The sequence below is a fragment of the Streptomyces sp. Mut1 genome (assembly GCF_030719295.1).
GTDB lineage: Bacteria > Actinomycetota > Actinomycetes > Streptomycetales > Streptomycetaceae > Streptomyces > Streptomyces castrisilvae.
In genome coordinates this window covers 435,222-447,531 of the sequence record NZ_CP120997.1, presented here as the reverse complement: position 1 = coordinate 447,531, position 12,310 = coordinate 435,222, and the positions used below count along the sequence as shown (strand labels likewise).

Genomic DNA, 12,310 nt, shown 5'->3' with positions numbered 1-12,310 from the left:
CCCCGCGGCCTCGCCGAACCGGGCGGGAGACAGCAGCGGGCAGGGCCGCCGCCCGAACGCGTGGACCGGCTTCCTGTGGTGCTTCGCCGCGTGGGCATTCGGGCTCGGAACGGCCCCCGCCGTCCCACACCGCTGCGCGTCAGCCCCGGAGTCTCACCGGGTTCCCCCATGTGGCAGGGCGGGACGCTACCGGACACCGGGCGGCCCCGCCAGACGCCCTCCGGCCGCCGGCCGACGGCGGACGACGGCGTCTTGACGATCCGGGAGCCACCGTGCTGCAATCCGCTCGACAAGCACTGAGTTCCAGGGGAAGCCGGTCGAAATCCGGCGCTGACCCGCAACCGTAGGCCCGGCAACCGCCGGGCGAGCCGGATTACCTGGGGCTGATTCTGCAGCGAGAAGCGCCGTCGCGGACTACGGCGTGGTCGACCAGCCCTGCCCCGCGCCGGACCGCGCGCGGCTGTGGCCGCCTCCGCCACGTTCACGTCCCGACGGGGAACGGAACGAGGGGGCCGCGGTGGGGACCGCACAGCGAAGAGACCGGCACAAGGGCGCCAGCGCGCTTCTGGCCCTGATATCCGCGGCGTTCCTGCTGCTTGCCATGTGCGTGACACTCGTCACGGTCGGCCCGGCTGCCGCCGCAGGCCCGGTCGGCGACTGCACGGCCACCGAAGGGGCCGTCGTAGCCGTCGACTTCGGCCCCTTCGGCGGCAAGGTCGAGCGGGGCTGCGACACGACGCCGACGACCGGCTACGAACTCCTGCACGACGCCGGGTTCACCACCGAGGGCACCCAGCACGACGGCCCCGCCTTCATCTGCCGCATCGGCCTCGGCTCGGGCACCCAGTACCCGACCACCGAGCGGGAAGCCTGCGTCCTCACACCGCCGGCCACCGCCTACTGGTCGTACTGGACCGCGTCGCCGGGCACCAACACCTGGACGTACAGCCAGTACGGCGCCATGTCCCGCAAGCTGAAGGACGGTGACGTCGACGCCTGGGTGTTCGGAGGCACCGACGTCGGCGGCTCCACCGGCAAGCCGGCGTTCACCCCCGACGACGTACGCGCGGGCGGCTCCACCGGGACCCCCGGCCCCGGCAGCACTCCCACGGCCCCGGCGGGCGAGGTCGATCTCGCGGCGGCGGCGGCCTGGGTGTCGGGCGTCCTCGAAGACGGCGAACGCGTCGTGGACGAAGGCGCCGGCACCCCCGACTACCTCCTGACCACCGAGGCCGCCTACGCCCTCGTGGCGGCGGACCCCGAGCACGCGGACATCGCGAAGGTCACCGCCTTCCTCGCCGCCCACACCGACGACTACGCCTACCCCTCGGGCAAGGACGGGGCCCCGGACCCGGCCGCAGCCGCCCGGCTCGCCCTGCTGGCCGAGGCGACGGACACCGATCCGGAGGACTTCGGCGGACACGATCTGACCGCCGCCCTCACCGGCAGCGTCTGCGCCGCGGGCCCCGAGGCCGGCAGCCCCGCGCCCGGCTGCACCGCCAAGGGCGACTTCCGTAACGCCGGTTACGCGGACGGCCAGGCGCTCGCCGTGCTCGCCCTCGTCCGTGCCGGTGCCACACCCCCGGCCGACGCGGTCGCCAGGCTCGCCCAACTCCAGTGCGAGGACGGCGGGATCACGAGCATCCTGATCCGCCCCGGCGAGTACTGCGACGGCGACCCCGCCACCACCGGCCTCGCCGCCCTCGCCCTGCACGAGGCGGGCGGCCAGGACGCGGCGGTCACCCGGGCGGTGGCGTACCTCAAGAAGACACAGCGCGAGGACGGGGCGTTCCCCGGCTACACCGGGTCCACCACCGGCAGCCTCCACGCCACCGGGTTCGCCGCACAGGCGCTGCGCGCGCTCGACGCCCCCGCGTACGCCGACGCCGCGGTCTCCTGGCTCTCCCGGGAGCAACTGGACGGCGGCGGCTTCGGGTTCGAGGAGGACGCCACCGCCCCGGCCCTCTATCCGACGGGCCCCGCGGTCCTGGCCGGGGCGGGCACCGATCTCGCCCGCCTCACGACGAAGCGGCCCGGCCCGACCGACCCGCCGGCCACCGAGCCCCCCACCACCCGGCCGCCCACGACCGGACCGCCCACCACGGAGCCGACCCGCCCCGCGGGCGAAGGCCCCGATCTGAAGAAGGGCGTCGCCTACCTCACCAGCGCCGCCAACCTGAGGCAGGGCCAGTACTACCCGGCCGGCCCGGAATCCCCGCGCGCGGACTTCGGCCTCACCATCGACGGCGCCTACGCGCTCGCCGCCACCGGCCTGGACAACGACAAGCTGCGCGGCATCGTCGACTTCCTCGACAAGGGCGGCAAGGACGGCGACGGCAAGACCCTGGAGGACTGGACCGGGACCGGCACCACGTACGCGCTCGGCGGCTCCATGGGCAAGGCAGCCCTCCTCGCCGAGGCCGTGGGCCGCGACCCCCGCGCATTCGGCGGACAGGACCTCATCGCCGGACTGAACGCCGCCGTGTGCGAGAAGGCCACCCCGGCCCCGGACCGCAGCTGCGCCGCCAAGGGCGCCTACACCTACGCCCCCTCCGTCTTCTCCCAGGCACTGGCGGTCATGGCCCAGGTGCGGGCCGGCGAGGAGACGGCGGCCCGGGAACCGATCACGTACCTGGAAAGCCTCCAGCACGACAGCGGGGCATGGCCCAGCCTGATCCCCGCCACCGGGGACTCGGACGTCGACTCGACCGCCATCGCCGCCATGGCCCTGGACCTCGTCGGCGGCGAGAAGGCCGAGAAGGCCGTCGCCAAGGCGCTGGCCTGGCTCGCGGACCAGCAGCTGTCCGACGGCGGCTTCCCCGGCGCGGCCGGCAACTCGGTCAACTCGGCCGCCCTCGCCATCCAGGGGCTCTCGCTGGACGAGGAGCGCTACGCCTCCCGGATCACCAGGGCCCAGAAGTTCCTGGCGGGCCAGCAGAACAGCGACGGCGGCTTCAACGTCGCCAAGGAAGGCCGGCGCGAATCAAACCTGCGGGCCTCCGCCCAGGCCGTCGGCGGGGCGACCGGCATCTCCTTCGGCACGCTGGAACGCAGCCTGGACGGCACCACACCCCAGCCCACCCCCAGCCCCTCCACCCCGCAGATCGTCACCCCCGACGACTCGACCGGGGGCACCGGCGGCATCGTCGACACCGACGGGGGTGGCTCCGGCGGGGGCGCACTGGCCTCGACCGGGGTGCGCGCCGGCGCCCTCGCCGGCATGGCGGCCCTGCTCGTCGCCGCCGGATGGCGGGTCGTCGTGATCGCCCGCCGCAGGGCAGCGGTGGGGGACGGGATATGACGACCACCCCAGGGCGCAGGGCCGTACGGGCGGTGACCGCACTCCTGCTCGGGACCGCCGCGCTGACGGCCAACGCGCCGTCGGCGGCGGCGGACCCGCAGCCCATGGGCCGGTGCACCACCACGTCCGGGGCCGTGCTCGCGGTCGACTTCAGCCACTGGGGCGGGCCCGTCTACCGCTCCTGCGGAACCACCCCGACGACCGGGTACGAACTGCTCAACCAGGGCGGCTGGCGCACCACCGGCACCGGACACGACGGCCCGGCCTTCATCTGCCGGATCGGCTACAGCGGCCACCAGGGCGGCAAGCAGTACCCCACGCCCCAGCAGGACGACTGCGTCCTGACCCCGCCCGCCTCCGCCTACTGGTCGTACTGGCACGCCGACCCGGGGGCGAGCACCTGGGAGTACAGCCAGCTCGGCGCGATGCTCTACCGGCCGAAGCCGGGCAGTGTCGACCTGTGGATCTTCGGCGGCACGGACATCGGCGGCACCGAGGGCCGCCCCACCATCACCCCGGACCAGCTGCGCGCCCACAACACCGAGGCGCGGGGTGACGCGGGCAAGCCCGAGTCGACCGAGCAGGCCCCGGAGCTGCCCCCCGGCACCCACACCGGTCCGAAGGCGACCGCGACCCGGAAGTCCCCGCCCTCCACGACCGCGTCCGCCTCCCCGGAGATCTCGCCCGCCCCGTCGCGGTCCGCGTCACCGAGCCCCTCGGCGACCGGGACGCCCAGCCCGTCGCCGAGCGCGTCGGAGACCGGGACCCGGGTGGTCGACGCGGCACCCGCGAGCGACGCCAGGACGGACGCCGGCTCCGTCCTGCCGGTGGTGGCCGGCGGCGCGCTGATCCTGCTCGTCGGCGGGGCGGCCGTGTACGCGGCCAGGCGCCGCCGCCGCACGGAGTGACCCGGGTGACCCACACGGCCCGCGAGGCGGCCACACCGGTCTCCGGCAACCTGCCGGACACCGGCGGCCGGCGCCTGCCCAGGACCCTGCATCCGGTCGCCTGGTGGATCTGGGCGCTCGCCCTGGCCACGGCGGTCAGCCGCACCAACAACCCGCTGCTGCTCCTCCTCGTCCTCGCGGTCCTCGGCTACGTCGTCACCGCGCGCCGCACCGAGGCCCCCTGGGCGCGCGGCTTCACGTACTACCTCTGTCTCGCCGGCACCGTCGTCGCGATCCGGGTCCTGTTCCGGGCCGTGTTCGCCACCGGCATCACCCCGCACGACCACTTCCTCTTCGCGCTCCCGCACATCCCGACCCCCGACTGGTACGCCGGCATCCGGCTCGGCGGCCCGGTCTCGCTCGAAGCGCTGCTGTCGGCCGCCACCGACGGGCTGCGGCTCGCCTGCATGCTGTGCTGCATCGGCGCCGCCAACACCCTCGCCAACCCCAAACGGGCCCTGCGCGTCCTGCCCGGAGCCCTGCACGAACTCGGCGTCGCCGTCACCGTCGCCATCAGCGTCGCCCCCCAACTCGTCCAGAGCGTCCAGCGCGTCGCCCGCGCCCGCCGGCTCCGCGCCGGCCGCAACAAGGGGCTGAAGGCCCTGCGCGGCATCGTCGTCCCCGTCCTGGAGGACGCCCTCGAACGCTCCCTGCGCCTGGCCGCCGGCATGGACTCCCGGGGATACGGCCGCGCCGGCACCGCGACCCGCCGCTCCCGGCGCGTCACCGCCACCCTCATGCTCCTCGGCATGTGCGGGCTGTGCGCCGGGGCCTACGGGCTCCTCGACGCGACCGCGCCCCGCTTCCTCGGCCTTCCGGCCATGGCGGCGGGGGCCGTGCTGTGCGTGGCCGGTCTGCGCATCGGCGGGCGCCGGGTCTCGCGCACCACCTACCGGCCCGACCCCTGGCGGCTGCCCGAGTGGGCCGTCGCCGGGGCCGGGACGCTCGCCGCCGTGCTGCTGTTCAGCAACATGGGCTACGACGCCGCCGAGCTCAACCCCTCCATCTACCCCCTCAGCTGGCCCACCCTGCCGCTGGTGCCGGCCTGCGCGATCCTGCTCGCCGGGACGGCCGGGGTCCTCGCACCACCACCGGCCGGGCCCCGCCCGGCCGTTCCCCGGCCGCGCGCCGAGAAAGCCGGAACCACGTGATCACCTTCGACCAGGTCACCGTCAGATACGAGGACACGGCCGAACCCGCCCTGCGCGAGGTCGACCTCACCATCGAGGAGGGCGAGCTCTGCCTCGTCGTCGGCCACACCGGAGTCGGCAAGTCCACACTCCTGGGAGCCGTCAACGGACTGGTGCCCCACTTCACCGGCGGCACCCTGCACGGCCGCGTCACCGTCGACGGCCGGGACACCGCCCACCACCCTCCCCGGGAACTCGCCGATGTGGTCGGTGTGGTCGGACAGGACCCGCTCGACGGATTCGTCACCGACACCGTCGAGGAAGAACTCGCCTACGCGATGGAGCAGTTGGCGACCCCGCCCGCCGTCATGCGCAAACGTGTGGAGGAGACCCTCGACCTGCTGGGCCTCGCCGACCTGCGCCACCGAGCCCTGCACGAACTGTCCGGCGGCCAGCAGCAGCGGGTGGCGATCGGCTCCGTCCTCACCGCGCACCCCCGCGTCCTCGTCCTGGACGAACCCACCTCCGCCCTGGACCCCACCGCCGCCGACGAGGTCCTCGCCGCCGTCACCCGCCTCGTCCACGACCTCGGCGTCACCGTCCTCATGGCCGAGCACCGCCTCGAACGCGTCGTCCAGTACGCCGACCGGGTCATCCACCTGCCCGGCGACGGCCGCGCCGTCCACGGCGCCCCCGGCGACATCCTGCGCACGTCGTCCATCGCCCCGCCCATCGTGGACCTGGCCCGCACCGCCGGCTGGGACCCGCTGCCGCTGTCCGTGCGCGACGCCCGCCGCGCCGCCACCCCGCTGCGCACCCGGCTCGGCGCGGCCGAGCCCGCCCCCGTCCGCCCGGCCCCGCCCGCCGGCGCCCCCGCCCTGCTGACCGCACGTGGGGTCACCGTCGCCTACCACGGCGTCCCCGCCGTCCGCGAGGCCGGCCTCGACCTGCGCGCCGGTGAGATCACGGCACTGATGGGCCGCAACGGCTCCGGGAAGTCCTCCCTGCTGTGGGCCCTCCAGGGCTCGGGACCGCGGAAGGCCGGCAGCGTACGCGTCACCTCGGACGGGACGGCACGCGACCCGCACACCCTGCCGGCGGCCGAGGCGCGGCGCCTCGTCGGACTCGTCCCGCAGACCCCCGCCGACCTGCTCTACCTGGAGAGCGTCGGGCAGGAACTCGGCCAGGCCGACAGCGAGTCGGCCGACGGGGACACGAGCCCCCGCGCACGGAGGATCCTCGACCGGCTGGTCCCGGGCATCGCCGGCACCACCCACCCCAGGGACCTGTCCGAGGGGCAGAAGCTGGCGCTCGTCCTCGCCATCCAGCTCGCCGCCACCCCGCGTGTCCTGCTGCTCGACGAGCCGACGCGCGGTCTGGACTACCGGGCCAAGGCGGAGCTCACCCGGATCGTCGCCGCCCTCGCGGCCGAGGGCCGCTCGGTCGTCATCTCCACCCATGACGTGGAGTTCGTCGCCCGCACCGCCGACCGGGTGGTCGTCATGGCCGAGGGCGACATCGTCGCGGACGGCCCCACCCGCGAAGTCATCGTCGCCTCCCCGGTGTTCGCACCGCAGACCGCCAAGATCCTCGCCCCGCTGCCCTTCCTCACCGTCGACCAGGTGACAGCGGCCCTGGACGCGTCCGAGGACGGGGACCGGACATGAGCAGCGCCACCACCGCGGCCATCCGGCTCACCCCCAGGGTCTCGCTGGTCATCGCCCTGGCCGCCTTCCTCGGCGTGGTGGCCTTCTTCTGGCCCTTCGTCGTCGCGCCCGGAAAGTTCGGATCGAACTACGCCCCGCCCCTCATCTTCGGCGTGCTGCTCGTCCTCGTCCTGTGCGTGGTGCTCTCCGAGATCGCCGAGGGCGGGATCAGCTCCAAGGTGCTGGCCATGCTCGGCGTCCTGTCCGCCGTCAACGCCGCCCTGCGCCCCCTCGGCGCCGGGACGGCCGGAATCGAAACGGTCTTCTTCGTCCTGGTCCTCGCCGGGCGCGTCTACGGCCCCGGCTTCGGCTTCACCCTCGGCTGCACCTCGCTGTTCACCTCCGCGCTGATCACGGGCGGTGTCGGACCGTGGATGCCCTACCAGATGTTCGGCTGCGCCTTCGTGGGCATGCTCGCCGGATTCCTGCCCCGCGCCACCGGCCGCCGCGAGGTGCTGCTGCTCGCCGGGTACGGATCGCTCTCCGGCTACCTCTTCGGCTTCCTGCTCAACCTGTCCTTCTGGCCGTTCTCCCTCGACCCGGACAGCTCCATCGCGTACCTGCCCGGACTGCCGTTCACTGAGCAGTGGCACCGCTACCTCGCGTTCGACCTCGCCACCTCGCTGGGCTGGGACACCGGGCGGGCCGTCACCAACTTCGTCTGCGTCATGCTGGCGGGCCCGGCCGTGCTCACCACCTTCCGGCGCGCCGCCCGCCGGGCCCGCTTCCGGGCCCCGGTCCGCTTCACCCCCGCCGGTCCCGGCTCCGCCGACGGCCGGGACACCTGAGCCGGGCTCGTACCCAGGTGCCCCGGCCGTCCGCTCAACCGGGCGTCAGGAGGCGGCCAGTTCGCCGCGGACGGTACGGGCCGCCGCCACCAGGTTCTCCAGCGACGCACGGGTCTCGGGCCAGGCGCGGGTCTTCAGGCCGCAGTCGGGATTGACCCACAGCCGCTCGGCGGGGATGGCCTTCAGGCCGGTACGCAGGAGCTGTGCGGCCTCCTCGGCGCTCGGCACGCGCGGGGAGTGGATGTCGTAGACGCCGGGCCCCGCCTCGCGCGGGTAGCCGTGTGCGGCGAGTTCGTGGGCGACCTGCATGTGGGAGCGGGCGGCCTCCAGGCTGATGACGTCGGCGTCGAGGTCGTCGATGGCCTGAACGATGTCGCCGAATTCGGCGTAGCACATGTGGGTGTGGATCTGGGTGTCCGGCCTCACCCCGCTCGTGGTGAGGCGGAACGACTCGGTGGCCCAGGCCAGATAGTCCGCGCGGCCGGCGGCCCGCAGCGGCAGGGTCTCGCGCAGGGCGGGCTCGTCCACCTGGATGACCGAGGTGCCGCCCGCCTCCAGGTCGTTGACCTCGTCGCGCAGGGCGAGGGCGACCTGGCGGGCGGTGTCGCCGAGCGGCTGGTCGTCGCGGACGAAGGACCAGGCGAGCATGGTGACCGGGCCGGTGAGCATGCCCTTGACCGGGCGGTCGGTGAGCGACTGGGCGTAGAAGGTCCAGCGCACCGTCATGGGCGCGGGGCGCGAGATGTCGCCCGCGAGGACGGGCGGGCGGACGTAGCGGGTGCCGTAGGACTGGACCCAGCCGTGCTGGGTGGCCAGGTAGCCGGTCAGCTGCTCGGCGAAGTACTGCACCATGTCGTTGCGTTCGGGCTCGCCGTGCACCAGGACGTCGATGCCGGTCTTCTCCTGGAAGGCGATGACCTCGCCGATCTCGGCCCGGATGCGTTCCTCGTAACCGGCGGTGCCGATGCGTCCGGCGCGCAGGTCGGCACGGGCGGTGCGCAGTTCGCCGGTCTGCGGGAAGGAGCCGATGGTCGTCGTCGGCAGCAGCGGCAGCCCGAGGTGGGCGCGCTGGGCGGCGGCGCGTTCGCCGTACGGCTGGGAGCGGCGGCCGTCCGCCTCGGTGACGGCGGCGGCCCTGGCCCGCACCGCCGGGTCCCGGGTGAGGGGGGAGCCGGCGCGGGAGGCGTGGGCGGCGCGATTGGCGGCGATCTCGGAGGCCACCGCCTCGGTGCCCAGGGCCAGCCCCTTCGCCAGGGTCACCACCTCGTCGGTCTTCTGCCGGGCGAAGGCGAGCCAGCGGAGGATCTCCGGGTCGATGTCCTTCTCCGGCGCGGTGTCCAGCGGGACGTGCAGCAGGGAGCAGGACGCGGCGACGTCGACCCGGCCGGCGAGACCGAGGAGCGTGGCGAGGGTCGCGAGGGACTTCTCGTAGTCGTTGATCCAGATGTTGCGGCCGTTGACGACGCCCGCGACGAGCCGCTTGCCGGGGAGCCCGCCGACGGCTGCGAGGTCCTCCAGGTTGGCCGCGGCGGCGCCGGTGAAGTCGAGCGCCAGACCCTCGACGGGGGCCTTCGCCAGGACCGGGAGCGCCTCGCCGAGCCGGTCGAAGTAGGAGGCGACGAGCAGCTGGGGCCGGTCGGTGAGGGCGCCGAGGCCGCGGTAGGCGCGGGCGGCGGCGTTCAGCTCGGCCGGGGTGCGGTCCTGGACGAGGGCGGGCTCGTCCAGCTGCACCCACCGCGCTCCGGCGGCGCGCAGGTCGGCGAGCACCTCCGCGTACACCGGGAGCAGCCGGTCGAGCAGGGTGAGCGGTTCGAAGCCGGCGGCCACCCCGGGGGCGGGCTTGGCCAGCAGGAGATAGGTGACGGGACCGACGAGCACGGGCCGGGCGGTGTGCCCGAGCGCGAGGGCCTCGGTCAGCTCGGTGACCTGCTTGGTGGAGTCGGCGCTGAAGACGGTGTCGGGGCCGAGCTCGGGGACCAGGTAGTGGTAGTTCGTGTCGAACCACTTGGTCATCTCCAGCGGGGCCACGTCCTGGGTCCCGCGCGCCATGGCGAAGTACCCGTCGAGCGCGTCGGACGCGACGGCCTCGCGGTGCCGGTCCGGGACGGCCCCGACCATGACGCTGGTGTCCAGGACGTGGTCGTAGTACGAGAAGTCACCGGTCGGCACCTCGTGGACGCCGGCGCCGGCCAGCTGCCGCCAGTTGGACCGGCGCAGCTCTGCCGCCGTCTCCCGGAGGGCGTCGGCGGTGACCCGGCCCTTCCAGTAACCCTCGATCGCCTTCTTCAGCTCCCGGTCCGGGCCCTGCCGGGGGTAGCCGTACACGGTGGCCTGCGCTGCCGCGGCTGCGGGCTTGGATGTCACGGAAATCTCCTTCGCGAGATGACTCCTGAACATCCCGGGACGGGACACGGACGCGAAGGGATGACGAACCGGACGGGCCCCTGGCACACACGGTGCGGGTTCTTCGTCAGGTACGCACGCCGACCCGCCCACGAGGTCACCGGGATTTCCGCGTACGAGGGGTCGTACGCGGGCAACGGGCAGGTCTTCGGACTCGCGGGCGCATCCGCCAGGGACGGATTCCTACTGGCCGTCGCTTCCCGGATCGGACGGATCCAGTGCGTATGACGGCGGTCGTTCCCACTCACCGCTGCGGGGCAGTCCCGGATTCCCACCGGGTTCCCTCTTACGACGCGCCTGTCTGGCGGACAGGGCGAACCAGCTGCGCCGCCAGCCTACGGGGTCGCGGACCGTGCGTGGCGCCCCGGCTCACATACCGGGACGGAAACCGCGCGGGAGGGGTGGGGCCGGGGTGTGGCCCTTCACGCGGCCCGGCCTCCTGCGCTAGGTTAAGTGAGGGTAGCCTAAGTTCCCAGTGCCCGACTGCCTGAACTCCGGGCGAAGGATGTCCGGTTGGCGGAAGAGGTGTCTGTGCCGCGCAAGTCGATGTTAGGTTAGCCTTGCCTGGGCTTTAGGGGGGACTTCGTGTGGGCGTGGAAGGTGAGGGGCGGTGGCCCGGCGGTCGAGGCCGTCCGCACGGCTGATCGTGACGCCGGCAGCCTCTGAACCCTGTGGGTCCCGAAGCGTGTGCCCCGAAGTCGCCGTCCGCCCGCCGTGAGCCGCTCCGCGCTCCCGGCGGGACGGGCCGCGCCCACCGCCACCGGCGAAAACCCTCTCCCCGCCCGGCCGTTCGCGTTGCCCGCCGCCGGGCCCGTACCCACCGCACCACCGCTCCGACCCACCCGTCGGTGCCCACCCCCCGAAGGAGTCGTCCGATGAGCCAGACCTTGTCGCCCGAGCGTGTCCGGGCCGACATCGCGGAACTGCTGGGCTGTGAGCCCGCCGAGATCGCACCCGAGGAGAATCTCGTCGACCTCGGGCTCGACTCGATGCGCATCATGGTCCTGGTCGAGCGCTGGCGGGCGGCAGGGGCGACCACGCTGGAGTTCCCCGACCTCTTCGAGCTGCCCGAACTCGGCCACTGGCAGGCGCTGCTGGCGGGTGAGGCAGCGTGAGCCGCACCGACCAGCGGGACCGGTACCTGGAGCGGATCGCCGAGGTGCGGGCCGGCCTGCACGCCGAGAAGGTCGGCTACCCGATCGGCATCCGGGAGGCCGAGGTCGTGCGTACGTCCACGGTCGGCACGGGGCTGCTGCGGGTGACCCTGGGCGGGGCGGGCACCGAGGGGTTCGAGGCCCACGCGCCCGACGAGCACGTCAAGCTGATCTTCCCGGAGGCGGACGGCACCCTGCGCCTGCCCGAGCGCAACGGGGCGATGCTGCGCTGGCCGAGGCCGGTGCCCACCTCGCGCGAGTACACCGTGCGCCGCTACGACCCCGCCACGGGCGAGCTCGACATCGACATCGCCGCACATGAGGGCGGTCTCGCCTCCGACTGGGCCCGCAAGGTGCAGCCCGGCGACACCATGCACATCGCGGGGCCGCCCGGCGGGCTGATCGTCCCGCACAGCTACGGCCGCTACCTGCTCGTCGGCGATCTCACCGCGCTGCCCGCCATCGCGCGGTGGCTGGAGGAACTGCCCCGGGCCGCCAGGGGCTGGGCGTTCATCGAAGTCGCGGACGCCGGCGAGGAGATCGGACTGACCGCGCCCGAGGGCGTCGAGGTGCAGTGGCTGCACCGCGACGGCCGCCCGGCCGGCTCCGGTGACGCGCTCTCGCGTGCCGCCATGGCGGTCACCGTGCCCGAGGGGGAGCGGGCGTATGTCTGGGTCGCGGGGGAGGCGGGGCAGATCAAGCCGCTGCGCCGCTGGGTCCGTGACGAACTGCGCCTGGAGAAGGCCGACTACGACATCACCGGCTACTGGAAGCGCGGCGTCGCGGACTTCGACGAGGACGACCACGACCACAGTCACAGTCACGACCACGACCACAGTCACGACCACTGAAAGAAACCGGCCGGACCGGGTGGTGGGCCA

The 12,310-nt window shown here is 73.9% G+C and carries 8 protein-coding genes and 2 riboswitches; of the genes, 7 read left to right on the top strand and 1 reads right to left on the bottom strand.

The features are described from left to right. Nucleotides 1-92: 92 nt before the first annotated feature. Nucleotides 93-167: riboswitch (cobalamin riboswitch) on the bottom strand. A gap of 350 nt (nt 168-517) precedes the next feature. Genes P8A18_RS01710 through P8A18_RS01690 form a run of 5 tightly spaced genes read left to right on the top strand, consistent with a single transcriptional unit; the run spans nt 518 to nt 7,872 of the window. After that, nucleotides 518-3,301, top strand: a complete 2,784-nt coding sequence (locus P8A18_RS01710) for a prenyltransferase/squalene oxidase repeat-containing protein (RefSeq protein ID WP_306051068.1) — start codon at nt 518-520, stop codon at nt 3,299-3,301. After that, nucleotides 3,298-4,209 (top strand): hypothetical protein, encoded by a 912-nt coding sequence (locus P8A18_RS01705; protein ID WP_306051066.1) that lies wholly within the window; start codon nt 3,298-3,300, stop codon nt 4,207-4,209. The genes P8A18_RS01710 and P8A18_RS01705 overlap by 4 nt, the downstream gene beginning before the upstream one ends. Before the next feature lie 5 nt (nt 4,210-4,214). Then, nucleotides 4,215-5,399: a CbiQ family ECF transporter T component gene (locus P8A18_RS01700; protein ID WP_306051064.1), complete on the top strand. Its 1,185-nt coding sequence runs from the start codon at nt 4,215-4,217 to the stop codon at nt 5,397-5,399. After that, the gene (locus P8A18_RS01695; RefSeq protein WP_306051062.1) at nt 5,396-7,045 is read left to right on the top strand and encodes an ABC transporter ATP-binding protein; all 1,650 of its coding nucleotides are present in this window, start codon (nt 5,396-5,398) and stop codon (nt 7,043-7,045) included. Before P8A18_RS01700 ends, P8A18_RS01695 begins: the two co-directional genes overlap by 4 nt. Next, nucleotides 7,042-7,872 carry an ECF transporter S component family protein gene (locus tag P8A18_RS01690; RefSeq protein WP_306051060.1) on the top strand — a complete coding sequence of 277 codons (831 nt, stop codon included), beginning with the start codon at nt 7,042-7,044 and terminating at the stop codon, nt 7,870-7,872. Before P8A18_RS01695 ends, P8A18_RS01690 begins: the two co-directional genes overlap by 4 nt. Nucleotides 7,873-7,917: 45 nt before the next feature. Here P8A18_RS01690 and metE read toward each other — a convergent pair whose 3' ends face one another. Continuing rightward, nucleotides 7,918-10,236, bottom strand: coding sequence for a 5-methyltetrahydropteroyltriglutamate--homocysteine S-methyltransferase (metE, locus tag P8A18_RS01685; protein WP_306051058.1), 2,319 nt, complete (start codon nt 10,234-10,236; stop codon nt 7,918-7,920). A 161-nt stretch (nt 10,237-10,397) separates the two neighbouring features. Beyond that, nucleotides 10,398-10,613, bottom strand: a riboswitch (cobalamin riboswitch). A 537-nt stretch (nt 10,614-11,150) separates the two neighbouring features. On the opposite strand from metE, the gene P8A18_RS01680 reads away from it, so the two are divergent. After that, nucleotides 11,151-11,390 (top strand): phosphopantetheine-binding protein, encoded by a 240-nt coding sequence (locus P8A18_RS01680; protein ID WP_306051056.1) that lies wholly within the window; start codon nt 11,151-11,153, stop codon nt 11,388-11,390. Next, complete coding sequence (locus P8A18_RS01675) at nt 11,387-12,280, top strand: siderophore-interacting protein (protein ID WP_306051055.1); 894 nt, start codon at nt 11,387-11,389, stop codon at nt 12,278-12,280. The genes P8A18_RS01680 and P8A18_RS01675 overlap by 4 nt, the downstream gene beginning before the upstream one ends. Nucleotides 12,281-12,310: the final 30 nt, after the last annotated feature.